The organism is Vibrio splendidus, assembly GCF_001557875.1.
Classification (GTDB): domain Bacteria; phylum Pseudomonadota; class Gammaproteobacteria; order Enterobacterales; family Vibrionaceae; genus Vibrio; species Vibrio splendidus_F.
On the sequence record NZ_LNRF01000003.1, the window covers coordinates 294,493 to 315,022 of the forward strand.

The 20,530-nt window shown below is 43.4% G+C and carries 14 protein-coding genes; 8 read left to right on the forward strand and 6 right to left on the reverse strand.

Features of this window, described 5'->3' with window-relative positions; all coding sequences use genetic code 11:
* Positions 1-180: 180 nt before the first annotated feature.
* Complete coding sequence (locus ATB74_RS10825; RefSeq protein ID WP_061018476.1) at positions 181-2,271, forward strand: S9 family peptidase; 2,091 nt, start codon at positions 181-183, stop codon at positions 2,269-2,271.
* Positions 2,272-2,440: 169 nt separating this feature from the next.
* A complete protein-coding gene (gene xthA / locus ATB74_RS10830; protein WP_060982334.1) occupies positions 2,441-3,247 on the forward strand; it encodes an exodeoxyribonuclease III in 807 nt (268 codons plus the stop codon).
* A gap of 37 nt (positions 3,248-3,284) precedes the next feature.
* On the opposite strand, the gene ATB74_RS10835 is transcribed toward xthA, so the two are convergent.
* The 5 genes from ATB74_RS10835 to ATB74_RS10855 form a co-directional block, all read right to left on the reverse strand.
* Positions 3,285-6,128 (reverse strand): ImpA family metalloprotease, encoded by a 2,844-nt coding sequence (locus ATB74_RS10835; protein WP_061018478.1) that lies wholly within the window; start codon positions 6,126-6,128, stop codon positions 3,285-3,287.
* A gap of 227 nt (positions 6,129-6,355) precedes the next feature.
* Positions 6,356-7,033 carry an ABC transporter permease gene (locus tag ATB74_RS10840; protein WP_060982332.1) on the reverse strand — a complete coding sequence of 226 codons (678 nt, stop codon included), beginning with the start codon at positions 7,031-7,033 and terminating at the stop codon, positions 6,356-6,358.
* Positions 7,034-7,035: 2 nt separating this feature from the next.
* Positions 7,036-7,776 carry an ABC transporter permease gene (locus ATB74_RS10845; RefSeq protein ID WP_048659692.1) on the reverse strand — a complete coding sequence of 247 codons (741 nt, stop codon included), beginning with the start codon at positions 7,774-7,776 and terminating at the stop codon, positions 7,036-7,038.
* Between the two features lie 79 nt (positions 7,777-7,855).
* Positions 7,856-8,626 carry an ABC transporter substrate-binding protein gene (locus tag ATB74_RS10850; protein WP_048659693.1) on the reverse strand — a complete coding sequence of 257 codons (771 nt, stop codon included), beginning with the start codon at positions 8,624-8,626 and terminating at the stop codon, positions 7,856-7,858.
* A gap of 136 nt (positions 8,627-8,762) precedes the next feature.
* Entirely contained in the window at positions 8,763-9,533 is a 771-nt protein-coding gene (locus tag ATB74_RS10855; protein WP_004736532.1) for an ABC transporter ATP-binding protein, read from the reverse strand.
* Between the two features lie 799 nt (positions 9,534-10,332).
* Here ATB74_RS10855 and ATB74_RS10860 point away from each other — a divergent pair.
* From ATB74_RS10860 to ATB74_RS10880, 5 genes are all read left to right on the forward strand, one after another.
* Positions 10,333-11,874, forward strand: a complete 1,542-nt coding sequence (locus ATB74_RS10860; protein WP_061018480.1) for a DUF3360 family protein — start codon at positions 10,333-10,335, stop codon at positions 11,872-11,874.
* A 307-nt stretch (positions 11,875-12,181) separates the two neighbouring features.
* The gene (gene pflB, locus ATB74_RS10865; RefSeq protein WP_060982330.1) at positions 12,182-14,458 is read left to right on the forward strand and encodes a formate C-acetyltransferase; all 2,277 of its coding nucleotides are present in this window, start codon (positions 12,182-12,184) and stop codon (positions 14,456-14,458) included.
* Positions 14,459-14,658: 200 nt separating this feature from the next.
* The gene (locus ATB74_RS10870; RefSeq protein WP_060982329.1) at positions 14,659-15,660 is read left to right on the forward strand and encodes a lipid A deacylase LpxR family protein; all 1,002 of its coding nucleotides are present in this window, start codon (positions 14,659-14,661) and stop codon (positions 15,658-15,660) included.
* Between the two features lie 164 nt (positions 15,661-15,824).
* On the forward strand, positions 15,825-16,565 hold the full coding sequence (gene pflA / locus ATB74_RS10875) for a pyruvate formate lyase 1-activating protein (protein ID WP_010437353.1): 741 nt from the start codon (positions 15,825-15,827) through the stop codon (positions 16,563-16,565).
* Between the two features lie 220 nt (positions 16,566-16,785).
* Positions 16,786-17,286: a YfbU family protein gene (locus ATB74_RS10880; protein ID WP_017066932.1), complete on the forward strand. Its 501-nt coding sequence runs from the start codon at positions 16,786-16,788 to the stop codon at positions 17,284-17,286.
* 109 nt (positions 17,287-17,395) lie between these two features.
* Here the strand turns inward: ATB74_RS10880 and ATB74_RS10885 are convergent, their stop codons facing one another.
* The gene (locus ATB74_RS10885) at positions 17,396-18,151 is read right to left on the reverse strand and encodes a MipA/OmpV family protein (protein WP_061018482.1); all 756 of its coding nucleotides are present in this window, start codon (positions 18,149-18,151) and stop codon (positions 17,396-17,398) included.
* Positions 18,152-18,505: 354 nt separating this feature from the next.
* On the opposite strand from ATB74_RS10885, the gene ATB74_RS10890 reads away from it, so the two are divergent.
* Positions 18,506-20,440, forward strand: coding sequence for a PrkA family serine protein kinase (locus ATB74_RS10890; protein WP_061018483.1), 1,935 nt, complete (start codon positions 18,506-18,508; stop codon positions 20,438-20,440).
* Positions 20,441-20,530 lie beyond the last annotated feature (90 nt).

Consider the following 20,530-nt stretch of genomic DNA (forward strand, 5'->3'; position numbering starts at 1 on the left):
ATCCAATTATAAATAACATCACTGGAAGAAAACCAAGGTACCTAAGCTCCAACTACAAAGGATGCTGGCATTAAAACGAGTAAGGTGCACACTAAGGATATACAGATGCGTTTCGCTTTAACCACATTAGCCGTATCGGCCGCGCTTGTCGCCGGATGCAGCAACCAAGGAATAACAACCATGAAACACTACTCTCCATCGCAACTCGTCGCTCAGCAAACCCAAGCTCCTGTTGCTAAGAAAGTCCCTCATGCAATGAAGATTCATGGTGATACCCGAATCGATAATTACTACTGGATGCGTGATGATGAACGCCAAGACCTAGAGATCTTGCAACATCTTGAACAAGAGAACCAGTACGCAGAGACTGTGCTGAAGCATACAGAATCAACACAAAAACAATTATTCGAAGAGATCAAAGGTCGAATCGCGAAAGACGACAATTCGGTACCGGTGCGCAAAGGCAGCTACTACTACTCGAATAAAGTCACAGGTGACAACGAATACCCAGTTCACCTACGTGAAAAAAACTTTTTAGGCACAGACAAGCAAGTCATCTTAGATGTTAACGAGCTAGCAAAAGAACATGAGTTCTTCAGTATTGGTGGCTTAACGATCAGCCCAGACGAAAACTTGTTGGCCTATGGCGAAGATACGCTGAGCCGCCGCATTTACACCATCAAGATCAAAGACCTCACCACTGGTGAATACTTAAAAGATGAAATTGAAGGGGCTGCGAGTGCGATCGCGTGGCAAAACGATAACCAAGCCTTCTACTACATCAAGAAAGATCCACAAACGCTGCTGGGTTACCAAGTTTACCGCCATGTATTAGGCACACCTCAAACAAGCGATGAGTTAATCTACGAAGAAACCGACAGCGCTTACTACACCTCTTTGAGTAAAAGCAAAGATGGTGAACAGGTCTACATTTGGCACTCGAGCACAGAAACCAGTGGTGTTTCAGTCATCGATGCCAACAACCCAAAGGCTAAAGCCGAAGCTTTTTACCCAAAAGAGACAGGCATAGAGTACAGCATAGCTAAACTAGGTGATTGGTATTACATCTACACCAACTACCAAGCGGTCAACTTTCGTTTAATGAAAGTCGCAGCCGAAGATATGCATGACCGCTCAAAATGGGTCGATGTCATTGCAGCAGACGATAACACTCAGCTTGTTGATTTCGAGTTGTTTGATGACCATCTTGTTTACGAGCAACGTGCGGATGGCTTGTCTACAGTCACGGTTCGCCAACTATCAACAGGCAAAGAGTTCCCACTCGAATTTAACGACACCGCTTTCGCCGCTTACCTAACGAGTAACTATGAATTAGATAACTCAAAAGTTCGAATCTATTACAGTAGCTTGACTACGCCAGGTACTTACTATGATTTCGACCTAAGTACGGGTGAGTCTGAAATCAAGAAGCAAACACCCGTATTAGGTGATTTCGAAGCGGATAACTATCAATCAGAGCGAATCATGGTAACGGCTCGCGATGGTAAGCAAGTACCTGTCTCTTTGGTTTATCGTAAAGACTTATTCAAAAAAGACGGCACTAACCCAATTTACCAATACGGCTACGGATCTTACGGTTCAACTATTGAACCGACCTTCAGCTCTACTCGTCTCAGCCTGCTTGACCGAGGCTTCGTTTTTGCAATCGCTCACATCCGCGGTTCAGAAATGCTTGGTCGCCCATGGTATGAGGACGGTAAAAAACTGACCAAACAAAACACGTTCAACGACTTTATTGATGTAACCAAAGGTCTCGTTGAAGAAGGATACGGCGCGAAAGATAAAGTGTTCGCCGTTGGTGGCTCTGCTGGCGGTCTATTGATGGGAGCAATCATCAACCAAGCACCAGAACTGTACCGTGGTATTGGTGCACATGTACCGTTTGTAGACGTTGTGACAACCATGCTTGATGAATCGATTCCTCTAACCACCAACGAGTATGACGAATGGGGCAACCCTAACGATAAAACCTACTACGATTACATGTTGGGTTACTCACCATACGACAATATAAAAGTTCAAAGCTATCCGAACATGTTGGTAACAACAGGCCTACATGACTCACAGGTGCAGTACTTTGAGCCCATGAAATGGGTGGCGAAACTGCGTGAAATGAAAACAGACAACAATGTACTGGTGTTCAAAACCGATATGGAAGCCGGTCACGGCGGCGCTTCTGGTCGATTCAAGCGATTAAAAGAAGACGCACTTGAATACGCCTTCTTTTTAGACTTACTAAAGACTCAATAAATTCTACGTAACTGTAAGTATTCACATCATTTAATGTCGCCATTTTGTCTCGACAAAGTGGCGACAGAAATTATTAGGCATGGTTAAATACGATGAACCATGAAATCCACCAAATCAAAAACCCTTAAAAACAAGCAGTAAAAAAGGTTTACGAGAGGTATAAAAACAAATGAAAGTAATTAGCTTCAACATCAATGGCCTTAGAGCCCGCCTTCACCAACTGCAAGCTGTTATCGACAAACATCAACCTGACGTAATTGGTCTGCAAGAGATAAAAGTACACGATGAAGCCTTCCCAATTGCTGATGTTGAAGCAATGGGCTACAAGGTTTACTTCCACGGTCAAAAAGCACACTACGGTGTGGCAATGTTGTGTAAGCAAGAGCCTATCTCTGTGCAAAAGGGTTTCCCAACAGATAATGAAGATCATCAAAAACGCATGATCATGGCGACGTTTGAAGATGAAAACGGTGAAAAAGTTACTGTGCTAAATGGCTACTTCCCTCAAGGGGATAACATCAAGCATGAAACCAAATACCCGTACAAACGCCAGTTCTACAAGGACTTAATGACCTACCTAAACGATCACCACAATAAAGATGAGCAAGTGATTGTGATGGGCGATATTAATATCAGCCCTATCGACGCAGACATCGGCATCGGTGAGCCTAATGCAAAGCGCTGGTTAAAAACCGGCAAGTGTTCTTTCCAACCAGAAGAGCGCGAATGGTTGAAAACATTAATGGACTGGGGCTTTGTAGACAGCTTCCGCTTGCTACACCCAGAAGTGAACGATCAATACTCGTGGTTTGACTACCGCTCAAAAGGTTTCGTGGACAACCGCGGCCTACGCATTGATGTAGTACTTGCGACTCAAAAACTTGCTGACAAATGCACTGAAGCGGGTATCGATTACGAACTGCGCGGCATTGAGAAGCCTTCTGACCACGCGCCAATTTGGTCAACGTTTAAATAGAAAATAGGGAGCTCATGCTCCCTATTTACTTTTTAGATTAGTTGATTGGCCAAGGGGTTGTCCCGTCAACACTAATCGGTGTTGTGGCAAACTCATCGACACAATAGCCTTGGTTTGAGCTCGCGAAGTACGTTAGTGGCATTGGAGGCAAATTCAATGTCACTACTTGTTGTTTGGCTTTCTCCGTAAAACTAAAGCCCCACATATCTAGATAATTCCGCATATCCCGCTCGTTGACATAACTCAGTGCAACCAACAGCCAATCGTCATTGGTGATCTGGTTTGCTTCGTCTCTTGAATAGCTGTCAAAGCCAATGTTGTGCCTATGTGCAATCCACAACTCATCACTCGACTTTAAACGGTTGAACTCGCGCTCTATCAAGTGCAATCGCCCTAACATATGCCAGCCATAATCTAATACGCCTTGATCTTGTGCTAACATCATCATTTGAATGAAGACTCTCGCTCCCCAACTCCAACCAGTTTGATTCTGAGCTGCCATAAAAGCATTTGGGTCAGGTTGAATTCGACTCTGCTGCAAAACTTCATATTGCCCTTTAAAATCTAAGCCTTGGCAAGACGATACCTTTGCCGTGTCTTTATAATATTTTGATTTACTAAAATACGAATAGTAGTTCGTTGTAGAGTGCCCATCCCAACCGCTAAACCTAAATCGACCACGCTCTAAGCCATGCCCTAACTCGTGAAGATCACCATGCCCTAATGGATGAAACGACCAGTAGGCATCATACGGGTTTCCTGAACAACCATAGCCACAGTTAGCTTGGTCTGCGTTCATATGCTTTACAATGTCAATGGTCGCAATTTCCCAGCCCTTTGCCTCTCCGTATTGATGTATTTCAGCAATTTCATCAATACCCGGCCCTTTAAAGCCTGCAAGTGCATGAGGAAAGTTATGTACATAACGCTCTGTGGCGAGAGCCATATCATGAGGCTGAGCCCAGTCAGCAGCACTGATAGATTCCTTCATTTTGTCCAACTTAGAATGAACTTCAAACCCCGGAGTAATGAGTTCAGCCCAATCAAACTTTCCTTCTTCAAGCTGTGCAACAAAACTTTCGTTGTCTGCTTCACTGCGCCAGACAGGATGCTGCGCGACATTCTCAAAACGCAGCTCCACATCAATATCGTTAGTATCAAAATGAACCTGTAACGTCCCACCATAAGCAGACGTGAGATAAATCGTCTCTCCCGGGTTCACAGGATAGGCTACCGAGGTTAAAAACTTTGGTCTAGCATAGCCATCATCGCCCGAAAATTCGTGAGTAGCTCCACTACGTAGCGTATTAAATACTATCGATGTAGCTACTTCATTGCTGTCCAAACGAGTCACTTTGATTGTCTTACCAGGCAAAGCATACACGCCTGCCGCACGGAAGCTTCTCTTAGACTCTAGGGTTATATTTTGGCTTACTAGAGAGACATCCTCAAAGTTCTTGGTGCTAAAATTACCTAAGCTTGGTTGTGCCGCATTATACAAACGGCTGTTGTATGCGGCGTAATCACTATAGTAAGAACGAAGAAACTCGATTCTCTCCGTTACACCTTTACCCATCGGGTACTGAACATCTTGGCGATAACGATCCGCAAGTAACAGTAACAACTTTTCATATTCGTAATCATCGGTTGCAAACAGGTCTGTTTTTTTACTATCAAGAGTCGTTAGGTGTGAACGAATACTATTCGCCGCAGTATAGAACTCTTCATTCATGTTGGAATCGTCAGGGCAAGATTTGTCCTCACACAAATTCAGGTCAACGGTGAAACTGTTGTCTTTCAATCGCTGTAAAAGCGCTTGTTGCTGGACAATATTATCCGGTATTTGATCAATCAGTTGTGTAGAGTCCCAGTTCGACAAACCTAGCTTGCGCCAATAGTTATCGCCAACGTACGTCATGTGCATTTCTGCAAATAGTGCGTTACCTAAGTCCGTCATACCGCCATCAAGATGTAGGTATAACACTGGAATATTGTTACTGAACGCCAAGCGTAGCCCTGAAATCACATCTTCAATGTCATCGCCATCATTTAACTTTTGAGACAAAACTAGCAAGTCAGGGTTATTGGCTTCAAGACATTGGCTTAATTTACTGCCATCACAAGTATTGTCAGCGTTGATAACCATAGAAGCGTTAACATTGTCGATTAACCAGTTTCGTGTCGCTTGGTCATCAGGAAAGTAATGAGATTGATCAAGCTGAGCTAACACAACATTTTGTGGCGAGTCAGTACTAGAAGTCCACCGAACCAAATTCTTCAACCAAGTATCCATTTCTTCGTTGACAGAATCAGGAAAGCGCTGCTTAGTTCGAAACGGGTTGCTTGCTAATGCGGCATAGCGGTTGTCGCCTGATGTATAACCCGCAATACCAATGACAAGCTCTTGGTCGGCATAGCCATCTTGCATCGCTTTATTGGTTTTCAAGATGATATCGTTAAAACCATAGGTAGGTAAGATAATTGCCGTATCATGTGTTGGATCCCAATGAAGACTACGTAGAGGTTCCCCTTCTGCGTTTAGGGATAAAGCTTGCTTAATATGATTGTAGTCCGAGTTGTATTGAGCGACTAACGCTTGGCTTGCATCAATGAACTCTTTGGAATCAGTCACATAAGAAGCGTCACCTGTGAACAACGCCTTTTGAACGGCTGTCTGTGGAGTCGGTGTAATATCAGGCTCACCACCATTATCCCCCCCTCCAGAACCTCCAGAACCTCCAGAACCTCCAGAACCTCCAGAACCTCCAGAACCTCCAGAACCAGTTTGGGCACTTTCACCGCTACTACCACCACCGCATCCTAAAAGTGATAACGCGATAACACAAACAACCAAGCTCAATAGTAAGTTACTCTTTTTCATCATTATTCCATACAACAACAAAATTTTTCCGAGTCTATCTACCACCATACCTAAAGCAATTAATCTCATGAATATGTTAGTTTAATTTGAAGCAAGGTAACTATTTCGATAGAAGGTAAGTAATTGAAAGCCTGAAGGATTCAAAAGCTCACAATGCTTGTTTGGTGCCATTAAAAACGGCGCTATAGAAGCGCCGTTTTATTCACTATGACTTGTAAAGGATGCTATTAGCTAAGAGGTCTAAGGTAAGCAAGGAAACGTTTCTCCGCGAATTTGAAAATCGCGATGATGATAAACGTTAGCGCCATGTAGAACAGGCCTGCCGTTAGGAAAGACTCGAATGGAGCGTAGTAACGTGAGTTAACCAAACGAGCTGCACCAGTTAGATCCATAATAGTTACGATACCTGCTACCGCAGAGCCGTGAAGCATGAAGATGACTTCATTACTGTAAGCTGGTAGTGCGCGACGTAAAGCACTTGGTAAAATGATACGACGGTAAGTCTTCGGTGTACTCATACCATACGCTTTTGCTGCTTCAACTTCCCCTTTAGGTAACCCGTTGATGGCACCGCGAATGATCTCTGCTGTGTATGCTGATGTGTTAAGAATGAATGCCACCAGAGCACAGAACCAAGCGTTTTCCCATAGTGTGTCTTTCACTGGGAAGAATTGATCCATACCGTAATAAATCAGGTACAACTGCACCAATAACGGCGTACCACGGAAGAAATAGATGAACGACCAAGCCGGAGCGTTAATCATCATATTTGGACTGTTACGAGCGATAGCTAATGGTATGGCTACGAATAAGCCAATAATCAAAGCGACGCAAACCATCCAAGCTGTTGTCCACAAACCACCAAGGTAAATCGGCAGGCTTTCAATTATCAATGAAAAGTCCATAACTACCTCGCGTGGATACTGAATTTACGTTCAACCAGCTTAAGTAAGCCTGTCGAAACACTGGTGAAGAATAAGAAGATAAGCGCCACCGTCATATAGAAGGTAAATGGCATTTTGGTTGAACCTGCCGCCAATGCGCTAACACGGACCATGTCTTCTAGGCCGATAATCGAAACCAACGCGGTAGTTTTAAGTAGAACTAACCAGTTGTTACCAAAGCCTGGCAGTGCGTGACGAATCATTTGCGGTAATAGAATACGACGGAACGCTAAAACAGGTCCCATACCATAGGCCTTTGCCGCTTCCATTTCACCGCTATCAACTGCCATGATGGCACCACGGAAGGTTTCAGCCATGTAAGCGCCAAAGATAAAGCCAATGGTTAAGACACCAGCAATAAATGGGCTGACATCAATATAATCAGGTAGGTAAGACGTCCATTCGTGGTTAGGATCACTGGATGTGAACCACTCATTGAGCCACTCATTGATGGAATACAAACTGTTGTTTAAAAGGATCTGTCCACCAAAGAAAATCAGCATCATCAATACGAGATCAGGAATGCCTCGAATAACAGTTGTATAGAGGGTTGCAATAGCACGAGCCCAGCGATAAGGCGCTAGTTTTGCTAAGGCACCTAGCATACCAAGAACCATAGCTAAAATTAGCGACAGCAAGGCAACTTCGATTGTAAGCACCGCCCCTTTCAGGATCGAAGCTTCATATCCTTGTAAATCAAACATAATGAATTCCAACAGAACTGCGAAAAAGTTGGTAAGACAGGGAGAGGAGAACCTCTCCCTTAAGAAGTGACGCTAGAGATTACTGGCCGTATACGTCGTAGTTAAAGTACTTAGCAGCGATATCTTGGTAGATGCCTTTTTCACGTAGTGAAAGAATTGCAGCATCTAATTGCTTAGTCAGATCTTTGTCTTGCTTACGTAGAGCAATACCAAAACCTTCACCGAACCACTTAGGATCGGTTAGTGATGGACCAACAAACTCGTAAGCTTCACCACCAGCTTTGTTTAGTACGCCTTCTTCTAGAGCAGATGCATCACCCAGTACAGCAGCAACACGACCGTTAGCTAGATCAAGGTAAGCTTCATCAAATGAACCGTAACGAACGATCTCTACTGTGTCGCCGTAGTTATCTGTTAGGTACTTGTCGTGAGTTGTTGCTCGTTGAACGGCAATTTTTTGACCACTTAGATCATCAAAATTAAGGCCTGCACCTTTTTTAGCGATGAACTTGTTCGGGATAAGTGCGTATTTACCAGTGAAGTCGATCTTTTTCTTACGCTCTTCCGTGATAGACATTGCCGCGATGATCGCATCATATTTACGAGCAAGTAGAGAAGGAATAATGCCATCCCAGTCTTGTGCAACGATCTTACACTTCACCTGCATTTCAGTACAAAGTGCGTTAGCCATATCGACATCGAAGCCTTTCAGTGAACCGTCAGCTTCTGTCCAGCTAAATGGAGGGTAAGCACCTTCAATACCGAAACGTACTGTTTTCCATTCTTTTGCTTGAGCTACGCCCGTTGCAGCAGTTGCAGCAAGTGCCGCGACTAATAACCACTTTTTCATATCCCTACTCCTGTGATTTAGGTTTTTATGTTTTGCTAGTTTTAATATTGTGTTTGTTGTTACTTATTAACTTACTTGTTGTGTTTTATTGTTCACACCGTCGCTGTTTACCTTGGCAACGGTATTTCAATTCTGATTAGTAAATCGATGAGATAAATTGCTGTAATCGCTCAGATTCAGGTTCCGTAAACAGTTTAGCTGGATCACCCTGTTCTTCCACTAGACCTTGATGCAAGAACATCACATGGTTAGATACATCACGAGCAAAAGCCATTTCGTGAGTTACCACAAGCATGGTTCTTCCCTCTTCTGCTAGATCGCGCATTACACCAAGCACTTCGCCTACTAACTCAGGGTCTAATGCCGATGTGGGTTCATCAAACAGCATCACTTCAGGATCAACCGCTAGCGCTCGCGCAATCGCAGCACGCTGTTGTTGGCCGCCAGACAAATGACCCGGGTAGTAATCTTTACGCTCATACAGACCTACTTTCTTCAATAGTAGCTCTGCATTTTCAATCGCTTGTGCTTTAGGTACACCTAAGACGTGAACAGGCGCTTCGATAACATTTTCGAGAACGGTCAGGTGAGACCACAGATTGAAACCCTGAAAAACCATCGCCAGACGAGAACGGATTCGCTGTACTTGTTTTTCATTGGCAGGCACAGAAACACCCTGGCGATTGTTTTTCATTTGAATTAATTCACCATTAACCCAAATCTCGCCTGCGGTAGGTGTCTCTAACAAGTTGATACATCTAAGGAAAGTACTTTTACCCGACCCTGAAGATCCGATAATCGATACTACATCGCCTTTATGCGCAGAAAGTGAAATTCCCTTTAAAACTTCATTTTGACCAAACGTTTTGTGTAGATCCTTTATGTCCAGCGCTGGTACATCTTTCATGCGCTTTCTCTCCCAAGTTTGTGAAAATGCAAGGTACTCCGACCTTTTCATGCGATACAAACTAGCACCACACGGAATAACATGCAACAAATTATTAACCTAATAATTTGGAATAAATAGCGATTCACTCTGACTTATTATGCAAAAGGTAGCGTTTTCACCTCAATTTAATGAATGAGTTCTATCAATAAGCTGTAATTACCCCCCTTACATTGTTTAAATAAAGTTAATCAAAATGAGATTCTCGTAGCTTGATGTCTCACAAGAAAAACAGGTTTTGTGAACTTAGAAACATTGCAGCCGACAAAACATAGCGCGCACATTCAACACATCACCTCTCTATAAAGCACCATTATTTTGAGGTTACTGCATTGTAAGCATTTTAGTCAGAATACCGAGCAAGTGAGTAATAGTGAGATAACTCAGTAAACAAGGAGCATTCAGTTGATACCAGAGCGGTAAAGGCTCTAAGAAGATAAGAAAACGACAGTTTGTGAAAACTAATTACACGATTCATCAATGGGAAGTTAATGAATCGCTGCGTTTTGTAGCTTTCTTTCACATACACTCATAAAGTGATCAAGATCAATCACCCTAAAGGGTAAGCTTGTTAGACTCCTCAGCAAAGAATAAGGCATTAAAAATGCCAAACATTTCTTTTAACTTAGCTGCATAAAGCACATCAAGACCGTGCAACATAATGTTAATGAGTTATAACTAAGAAATAACGCAATTACGCAATTACGCGAACTTATAGAATTCAATTTTAGAATTACTAACATAAAAATATGAGGAATCTATGTCAGACGTTGTGAACAATGCGAACTCTGAAGTAGAAGAGAAAAGCTATAAAGAGCTACACCGCCCTGCTTCTGAATTTGAGAGCCGCTCAGATTATCTAGATCATGAGCTTCAAATCATGAAGCCTCGCCGCTTCGGTTTAAACCTTCCTGGTCGTGACTTCCGTTTTGAACTTGAAGACCTTGTTCCTGCACTTGCTGGTACCATTGGTATCATCGCGATGTACTCAGCAGTAATGATGTCTTGGGCTGATGGCCTAACTCAAGCTTGGGAGCACGTAAACCTTGGTAAAGAGTTTGCGATTGAAGTCGCTCGTGTAGAAATGCTTATCCCTGCACTGCTGTTCTGTATCCTTGCTTCTGGTTTCTTTAACCCTAAAGCAAACCTTGCCGGTAACCACGGCCCAATGATTCCTCTTATTGGTACCATCGCTCTAGCTGGTGCTCACCCTCTTGCATTGGCAATCCTTATCGGTGTCTTCGGTCTAATCCTAAGTTTCCTAAAAGGCGGCTCCAAGCTGGTTAACCTGACTTCGGAAGGTACCGCTGGTGGCTTACTTATCTTCTTAGGCCTAACGGGTACCATGAGCCAAATCAACTCGATTCAAACATGGGCGGTTGGTCTTCAATCTTCTACTGTTGAAGCGGGCAGCATGGGTTACGTTGGTTTAATCGTTCTTGCTATTACTATAGCTATCTACGCTTTCCTAGCAAAAGTGAATAAGCGTTGGTTAGCTATCCCAGTTTGTGCATTCACAGGCCTTGCTATTGCTTTAGCACTAGGTGCTGGTTTCGATATCGTATTCGAAACTGAAATGGGCATTCCAAACCTAAACCCAGTTTACTGGTGGGGTTCTACTTCTGAAGGTTGGATGCTTGGCTTGCCAAACGTTGAACACTTCATCGCATCTCTACCATTCGCAATTCTTGCAGTAGCCATGTGGTCGCCTGACTTCCTAGGTCACCGTATCTTCCAAGAACTGAACTACCCTAAAAAGTCTGAAAAAGTACTTATGGACGTAGATGACACAATGACTATGTGTTCAGTTCGTCAAATGGTAGGTACAGCAGTGGGTGGTGGTAACATCACTTCATCTTGGGGTACTTACATGATCCCAGCAGCAATCGCGAAACGTCCAATTCCTGGCGGCGCAATCTTGCTTGGTTCTCTATGTATTATTGTTGCGATTCTTGGTTTCCCAATGGACGTTGCAGTATGGCCACCAGTGATGCGTGTTGCGCTACTTGTAGGTGTATCTCTGCCTCTACTTGAGGCGGGTATGCAAATGGTTAAGGATTCAAAAGATTCTCAAGCAGCTGGTATCTGTATCTTCGGTTCTGCGGTTGTTAACCCAGTATTAGCATGGGCACTGACTATGCTTCTTGATAACAACGGCCTAATTGGTGATAAAGAGCGTGCGAAGCGTCTGTCATTTGTAGACAAGATTGTTATCCCAGTTGGCGTTTTAGTTATCTGTCTAGTAGCAATGCTTGCAGTTGGTATGCTAGAAAGCCAATATGGTCTAAAAGCTTGGCTATAATGGTCCTTACTACACAAAAGTAGTATTAGGATTAAAAAAAAGTTTGGGTGGCAACCCCTGTCACTCAAATTTTTTCAACTTTTTTTGGCATTTATTGATTTAGTTTAAGGTTTGCAGAAATTTTTTAGCGTAGTCTTGAATACATAGAGTAAAGACAACATATAGAAGGTAGTGACAATATATATAACCATATGACGCTTATATGCTCATATATATTGTTATTAATAAGAGTGTACTACCCTTACGAGGGGCGCTGGCTCAACAGTGTTAATGTACGTATTTTTTCTACTAAAAAGGTAGGTATGTCATGGCAGAGCAATTTGCTAAAGCTTGGGAAGATTTTGCTGCAGGTGAGTGGCAAAGCGAAGTAAACGTTCGTGATTTCATTCAAAAGAACTACACGCCGTATGAAGGCGACGAGTCTTTCCTAGTTTCTGAGGGTACTGAAGCAACTAACAAGCTTTGGTCTTCGGTAATGGAAGGTATCAAACAGGAAAACGCAACTAAAGCACCTGTAGATTTCGATACTTCTGTTATCTCTACCATTACTGCTCACGATGCAGGTTACATTGAGAAAGATCTTGAGACTATCGTTGGTCTACAAACTGAGAAGCCACTAAAACGTGCAATCATCCCTAACGGTGGTGTACGTATGGTTGAAGGTTCTTGTAAAGCATACGGTGAAACTCTTGACCCAATGGTTTCAAAAATCTACTCAGAATACCGCAAAACACACAATGCTGGCGTTTTCGATATCTACACTCCTGATATCCTAAAATGTCGTAAGTCTGGTGTTCTGACTGGTCTTCCTGATGCTTACGGCCGTGGTCGTATCATTGGTGACTACCGTCGTGTTGCACTTTACGGTATTGATTTCCTAATGAAAGACAAAGCTGCTCAATTCGCTTCTCTACAAGAGCGTTTCGAGAACGGCGAAGATCTTGCTGCAACAATGCAATTGCGTGAAGAGATCTCTGAGCAACATCGTGCTCTAGGTCAAATCAAGCAAATGGCTGAGAAATACGGTTTCGATATCTCTGAGCCAGCTCAAACTGCTCAAGAAGCTATCCAGTGGACTTACTTCGGCTACCTAGCTGCTGTTAAATCTCAAAACGGTGCTGCAATGTCTCTAGGTCGTACTTCGACTTTCCTAGACATCTACATCGAGCGTGATATCGCTGCTGGCAAAATCACTGAAGAACAAGCACAAGAAATGATCGACCACTTCGTAATGAAGCTGCGTATGGTTCGTTTCCTACGTACTCCTGAGTACGATGAGCTATTCTCTGGCGACCCAATCTGGGCAACAGAGTCTATGGGTGGTATGGGTATCGACGGTCGTACGCTAGTAACGCGTTCGAACTTCCGTTTCCTAAACTCTCTATACACTATGGGTCCTTCTCCAGAGCCAAACATCACTGTTCTTTGGTCTGAGCAACTACCTGACGGCTTCAAGCGTTTCTGTGCGAAGGTATCTATCGATACTTCTTCTATCCAGTACGAAAATGATGACCTAATGCGTCCTGACCTTGCATCTGATGATTACGCTATCGCTTGTTGTGTATCTCCAATGATCGTTGGTAAGCAAATGCAGTTCTTCGGTGCTCGTGCTAACCTTGCGAAAACAATGCTTTACGCAATCAACGGCGGTGTGGACGAAAAACTTAAGATGCAAGTTGGTCCTAAAGAAGCTCCAATGACTGATGCTGTTCTTGATTACGATAAAGTAATGGATCGTCTAGATCACTTCATGGACTGGCTAGCTAAGCAATACGTGACTGCGCTAAACAGCATTCACTACATGCACGACAAGTACAGCTACGAAGCGTCTCTAATGGCTCTTCATGACCGTGACGTTCGTCGTACAATGGCTTGTGGTATTGCTGGTCTATCTGTTGCAGCTGACTCACTGTCTGCAATCAAGTTCGCGACTGTTAAACCAATCCGCGACGAAGATGGCATCGCAACTGACTTCGAAATCGAAGGCGATTACCCTAAATACGGTAACAACGACTCTCGTGTAGATGACATTGCTTGTGAACTAGTTTCTACGTTCATGAACAAGATCCGTAAGCTTAAGACTTACCGTAACTCTATCCCTACACAGTCAGTTCTTACTATCACGTCTAACGTGGTTTACGGTAAGAAAACAGGTAACACTCCAGACGGTCGTCGTGCTGGCGCTCCTTTCGCTCCTGGTGCTAACCCAATGCACGGTCGTGATGAGAAAGGTGCTGTAGCTTCACTAACGTCTGTAGGTAAACTACCGTTTGCTGACGCACAAGATGGTATCTCTTACACGTTCTCTATCGTGCCAAACGCACTAGGTAAAGAACAAGATAGCCAACGTGCTAACCTTGCAGGCCTAATGGATGGTTACTTCCACCACGAAGCTGGCATTGAAGGTGGTCAACACCTTAACGTTAACGTTCTTAACCGCGAAACTCTTGAAGACGCAGTTAAGCACCCTGAGAAATACCCTCAGCTAACAATCCGTGTATCTGGTTACGCTGTTCGCTTTAACTCGCTAACTGCAGAGCAACAAGCTGACGTAATCGCACGTACATTTACTGAGTCTCTATAAGCTCACGCTCAATAGACAGTAAATAATATTAGCCTCGCCAATGTGCGAGGCTTTTTTATATCTGCTGTAAATCGCACTGAACTCATCTCCCCCGCGAAATGTTAGGTTGAGCAAAAAAGCACCCTATCATTCACTTTTTTTCCACAAATCCACTCAAATTACGGTAATATCGCGGTTCATAATTTAAGAGTAACTGCTCCATGAAATACCTGCGTTGTTTACCCCTGATTCTCCTCTCTTTTTCATCTTTGGCATCTGATCGTTCTACGTTAACTTTTGCTTTAGATAATGATGGTGTTTTTGGCGTCGACCAAGACTATACCAACGGCTTATTTCTGGGTTACACATCATCAAGTATTACACCATACAATTGGGTCAAACCATTGAGCCTTTCCTACTGGGGCGCTAGCTCTCTAGATAAATGGGAAATCACCATTGGCCACAAGATGTATACGCCTTCTGATATTGAAGCGGAAAAACCTCTGCCCAATGACCGTCCATATGCCGGTTACCTTCACACTGAATTCAACTACATCAGCTTGAATCCACAGCAAGCCCAGCGCTTTAACATAACGTTTGGAACGACTGGTGAAAGTGCACTTTCAGAAGACGCTCAAAAGCTGGTTCACTCGATCACTAAATCAGATGAGCCTATGGGGTGGGAATACCAAGTTGATGATGAGTGGGCGGGCAGCGTTGGTTATTTAAGCCATTTCAACCTAATGCGTAATCAAGCTCTAGCGAATACTGACTACGAAATCTCTAACGTTTCAGAGATCAACGTGGGTAACTTTAGAAGTGATATCTCGACTGGATTTATGTTCCGTTGGGGTACGGATTTAGGCGGTAACTTTGGTGCAGCCAACATCACTACAGAAAACCCATTCAAACCCGGCATGATCGGGGCATCAAACGCTGGTTGGTTTACCTATGCAGGCCTTGAAGGTCGTTACCGATTCAACGATCTAACAATCGAAGGCGATCGCTCTGGTGTAGATGAGTACGCGAGAAAAAACAACGAAGATCCCGCTATCTACGATGTTACTTTAGAGAATATTCAAGCGACAGCAGTGGTTGGTGTGGCTTGGTATAACCGATACGTTGGTGCCTCTTTCGCACTAACCGCAAAGACCCCTGATTATGAAGAAGCAAAAGAGTCAGTTTACACCACTGGTGGCATCACAATGTTTGCTTTCTTCTAAGCACCAGTAAGGGCTTTCGTCCTTTAATTTTCAAGTTTAATAAAGGCAATCATCTTCACTGGTGATTGCCTTTATTTTTAAAGACCTCGTTACCATTTGACCCTATTTTATGTACCGTTTTTGTAATAAAATAAACGGTATAAATTCCTCTACGAGAATAGCTCATGTCTACAACTGGTCGCATTCACTCATTCGAATCTTGTGGTACTGTCGATGGCCCTGGTATCCGCTTTATTGTGTTTCTTCAAGGCTGTTTAATGCGTTGTATGTACTGTCATAACCGTGATACATGGGATCTTCATGACGGAAAGGAAGTAACGGTCGAAGAGATCATCAACGAAGCAAAATCATACCGTCATTTCATGAAAGCATCGGGCGGTGGTATCACCTGTTCTGGTGGTGAAGCGATGCTACAACCTGAATTTGTTCGTGATTTTTTCCGCGCAGCTCAAGCTGAAGGCATCCACACTTGTCTTGATACTAATGGCTACATTCGTAAGCACACTGAAGTGGTTGATGAAGTCCTAGAAGCCTCTGATCTAGTTATGTTGGATCTTAAGCACATGCGAGATGAGATACACCACGATTTCATTGGTGTATCAAACAGACGTACTCTTGATTTCGCACGCTACTTGCACAAAATTGGTAAGAAAACCTGGATTCGTTATGTGATTGTCCCTGGCTACACAGATACGCCTGAAGATGCTCACCTGCTAGGTGAATTCATCAAAGACATGGACAACATCGAGAAAGTAGAACTTCTTCCGTACCATAAGCTTGGTGCACATAAGTGGGAAGCACTTGGTTTTGACTACCCTCTTGAAGGTACAAACCCGCCAAGCAAAGAGAAAATGGATGAGATTGTTGCTGTTCTTAGCCAATACCATTCAAACGTAAAATACTAATCTAGACTTACGTTGATATTGTTTTCAAACGCCTCAATTTCGATTGGGGCGTTTTCTTTTCGAGCAAAACAATCCTTTCACTTTTCTTTACAACTTTTGTTTATCAATTCAAAAAATCATATTAAATCCGTGTTGAGATCATGTTTCCACTCGTAGGAATGCTGTTACTCTTACTGCAACAAAAGAATATAACATTTAGTTTTTTAGTGAGGCTCCTCCCATGGAAATGACCAATGCTCAGCGTCTAATTCTATCAAATCAATACTACCTAATGTCTCAAATGGATCCTGAGAACTCAGCTAAATACCAACGTCTACAAACGATTGTAGAACGTGGTTACGAACTCCAAATGCGTGAGCTTAACAAAGAGTTTGGTTGTTTGACTGAAGCAGAATGTCGCGAAATTATCGACATCATGGAGATGTACCATGCAATGCAAGAGTCGAACAAAATGCTTGCAGAACAAGAACGTGCTGAAGTAGACCAACGTCGCCTTCAGTTCTTAGGTTTTGATATCGCTTCTGAAGCGCAGATCGTACATTACGTGCGTTTCCTTGTTGATTCTGAAGGTCTTTACCCTCAATTCGACAAAGCCGATCACCACTTCAATAGCCAAATGCCAATGCTAGAGAAGTACCGTCGCATGCTAACAACATGGCGCAACTGTCCTCGTCAGTACCACCTATGTGCGACAGAGCTATCTCAAATCTTTAGCGCTTAATACGTTAATAGATCAGCGATAACTTTTAAAAAAAGTTTCAAGAAAAAGGGTTACTCATCATGAGTAACCCTTTTTTAATGTTCGCACACAAAGAGAAAAACCAAAACAATTAGAAAACGTAAGCCACACCGACGTTCGCGGCCATGTTAATGCCACTTTCAAGTATTGGGCTATTCTCAATATCGCCTTCAAGGTTGGTATAACGAACGCCACCAGTTACTCGAACATTTGGCGTAACATGCAGATAGCCACCTAAACCAATAAAGTACTGACCATCCCAGTCTGCGTCGAATTCATCTAAGTTAGTTCTTGCCGCTTCAGCTGAACTCACACCATATAAGTGATTATTCAAACGCTCGCTGTTGTAGGCGTAACCAATAGATGGGGTAATCGCCCAGCCATTACGACGAATCGGTAGACGCCATGCCGCTTCCGCATAAATACCATTGTGCTTAAAGCCTAAATCTGAACCTGCTGTCGCTTCAAACATCCCAACCAGAGTAATCACTTGATAACTGATACCACCCAATACAGAGGCATCACGTTCATCCAACTTTTGAATATCAACGTTATCAGAGTCACCCGGCTTTAATGTTCTTGAATCATAAACGGCTCGAAACACAATATTTTGCGGTGAACCTGCAGGTAATAAGCGATAGCCTGCACTGAAACCACGCATAAAGAAGTGCTCACCTTCATAACCAATCATAGGGATCACGGCACGGTTTGACGGAGTGTCTTTGTAAACAGCAGGAGAATAAGAGGCAGCAACGCCGAGTGACCACTGCGAGATTTTTGCATGTGTTGCTGTCGAAGCCAGTAACGCAGCACTGATAGCCACTATTTTTAACCCATTGTTCTTCACTACATCTACCTATTTATTGAGCAATTTTTGATAACGCCGCGCATTATATGGTACTTCGTTCCAGAAAATCAATAGAGCCCAGTTATACATCTAATACACATAAATCCAGTGTGAGTATTATTAAGCGACCTAAAATCACAAAACAAACGGCTAGATCCCCTCGAATGTAAAATAATTTGATTCTACACGCCTCAAGTTGCCTATTGAGCTCGCTACGCTTTTCACACACAAAATTGTAAATAAATACATAATTGTTAAGCAAAATTGTCGAAGCGGGTCTAACCTTAAAATGTAGGGAGAGCCTATTTTTCAATCGCTCGTCAGTTTTGACTGGTTAACAAGGGGAATGTGACTATGAGTATTTTTGACCACTATCAATCACGTTATGAAGCAGCCAAGGAAGAAGAGCTGACATTGCAAGAGTTCTTAGCGCTGTGTAAAGACGATAAAAGTGCTTACGCTAATGCTGCCGAGCGCTTATTACTAGCCATTGGCGAACCGGAGGTCATTGACACCGCTCAAGACCCTCATCTGAGTCGTATTTTCTCAAACCGTGTCATCTCACGCTACAGCGAATTTAAAGATTTCTACGGTATGGAAGATGCGATTGAACAGATTGTTTCTTACTTAAAACATGCTGCGCAAGGTTTAGAAGAACGTAAACAAATCCTTTACCTACTTGGCCCTGTGGGCGGTGGTAAATCTTCTCTCGCTGAAAAACTCAAAGCCCTGATGCAGAAACTGCCAATCTATGTATTGTCTGCTGACGGTGAACGAAGCCCTGTAAACGATCACCCATTCTGTCTATTCGATGTTAACGAAGATGGCGACTTATTGAAGAATGAATACGGCATCGAGAAACGCTATCTTCGCTCAATTATGTCTCCGTGGGCAGCGAAACGTCTGCACGATTTTGGCGGTGATATTTCCAAATTCAAAGTCATCAAACTGCGCCCTTCTATTCTCGATCAAGTCGCGATCGCGAAAACAGAGCCAGGTGATGAAAACAACCAAGATATCTCGTCTTTGGTTGGTAAAGTTGATATTCGTAAACTTGAACACTTCTCTCAAGATGATCCTGATGCCTACAGCTACTCTGGTGCGCTATGTAAAGCCAACCAAGGTGTGATGGAATTCGTGGAGATGTTCAAAGCGCCAATCAAGGTATTGCACCCTCTACTAACGGCAACACAAGAAGGTAACTTCAACGGTACCGAAGGACTTTCAGCACTGCCATTTGACGGTATGATTCTGGCTCACTCGAACGAATCCGAGTGGCAGACCTTCCGTAACAACAAAAACAACGAAGCCTTCCTCGACCGTGTGTACATTGTAAAAGTCCCTTACTGTCTGCGCGTCTCTGAAGAAGTTAAGATCTACCAGAAACTGCTGGAACACAGTGAGCTGTCCAAAGCCCCTTGTTCACCAAGCACACTCGATCTGCTATCGCAATTCAGCATCCTATCGAGACTGAAAGAACCTGAAAACTCTTCTCTGTTCTCAAAAATGCGTGTTTACGATGGCGAGACTCTAAAAGACACCGATCCAAAAGCGAAGAGCTACCAAGAGTACCGAGATTATGCTGGTGTTGACGAAGGCATGTCAGGGCTATCAACGCGTTTTGCCTTTAAGATCCTGTCTCGTGTGTTTAACTTCGACCAAGCCGAAGTGGCCGCCAACCCAGTGCACCTGTTCTACGTTATTGAGCAGCAAATCGAACGTGAGCAATTTCCTCAAGAGGCCGCTGAGAAATATCTAGAGTTCTTGAAAGGGTATCTCGTGCCACGCTACGTAGAGTTCATTGGTAAAGAGATTCAAACCGCTTACCTAGAGTCTTACTCTGAGTACGGCCAGAATATCTTCGACCGCTATGTCACCTACGCAGACTTCTGGATTCAAGACCAAGAGTACCGCGATCCAGAAACCGGCCAGCTATTTGACCGTGCTTCTCTGAATGGTGAACTTGAGAAAATCGAGAAAACAGCCGGTATCAGTAACCCTAAAGACTTCCGAAATGAGATTGTAAACTTTGTGCTTCGTGCCAAAGCCAACAACAATGGCCAAAACCCAGTTTGGACGAGCTACGAGAAACTGCGCACTGTTATTGAGAAGAAAATGTTCTCTAACACAGAAGAGCTACTTCCTGTTATTTCGTTCAATGCTAAGACCTCAACGGATGATCAGAAAAAACATGACGACTTCGTTGCTCGTATGATGGAAAAAGGCTACACCGAGAAACAAGTGAGGCTACTATCCGAGTGGTACCTAAGAGTTCGTAAATCCTCATAACCAAACGGTATTGAGCTGCTCAATTGGGCAGCTCAATTGGGCAGCTCGTACAAACTAATAACTTTTATACCTTAGTAAACCAATAACTCT

Excerpts from the sequence above, each read along its gene's own strand:
- ATB74_RS10825 (WP_061018476.1), top strand. The coding sequence starts at position 181 with ATGAAACACTACTCTCCATCGCAACTCGTCGCTCAGCAAACCCAAGCT.
- xthA (WP_060982334.1), top strand. The coding sequence starts at position 2,441 with ATGAAAGTAATTAGCTTCAACATCAATGGCCTTAGAGCCCGCCTTCAC.
- ATB74_RS10835 (WP_061018478.1), bottom strand. The coding sequence starts at position 6,128 with ATGAAAAAGAGTAACTTACTATTGAGCTTGGTTGTTTGTGTTATCGCG.
- ATB74_RS10840 (WP_060982332.1), bottom strand. The coding sequence starts at position 7,033 with ATGGACTTTTCATTGATAATTGAAAGCCTGCCGATTTACCTTGGTGGT.
- ATB74_RS10845 (WP_048659692.1), bottom strand. The coding sequence starts at position 7,776 with ATGTTTGATTTACAAGGATATGAAGCTTCGATCCTGAAAGGGGCGGTG.
- ATB74_RS10850 (WP_048659693.1), bottom strand. The coding sequence starts at position 8,626 with ATGAAAAAGTGGTTATTAGTCGCGGCACTTGCTGCAACTGCTGCAACG.
- ATB74_RS10855 (WP_004736532.1), bottom strand. The coding sequence starts at position 9,533 with ATGAAAGATGTACCAGCGCTGGACATAAAGGATCTACACAAAACGTTT.
- ATB74_RS10860 (WP_061018480.1), top strand. The coding sequence starts at position 10,333 with ATGTCAGACGTTGTGAACAATGCGAACTCTGAAGTAGAAGAGAAAAGC.
- pflB (WP_060982330.1), top strand. The coding sequence starts at position 12,182 with ATGGCAGAGCAATTTGCTAAAGCTTGGGAAGATTTTGCTGCAGGTGAG.
- ATB74_RS10870 (WP_060982329.1), top strand. The coding sequence starts at position 14,659 with ATGAAATACCTGCGTTGTTTACCCCTGATTCTCCTCTCTTTTTCATCT.
- pflA (WP_010437353.1), top strand. The coding sequence starts at position 15,825 with ATGTCTACAACTGGTCGCATTCACTCATTCGAATCTTGTGGTACTGTC.
- ATB74_RS10880 (WP_017066932.1), top strand. The coding sequence starts at position 16,786 with ATGGAAATGACCAATGCTCAGCGTCTAATTCTATCAAATCAATACTAC.
- ATB74_RS10890 (WP_061018483.1), top strand. The coding sequence starts at position 18,506 with ATGAGTATTTTTGACCACTATCAATCACGTTATGAAGCAGCCAAGGAA.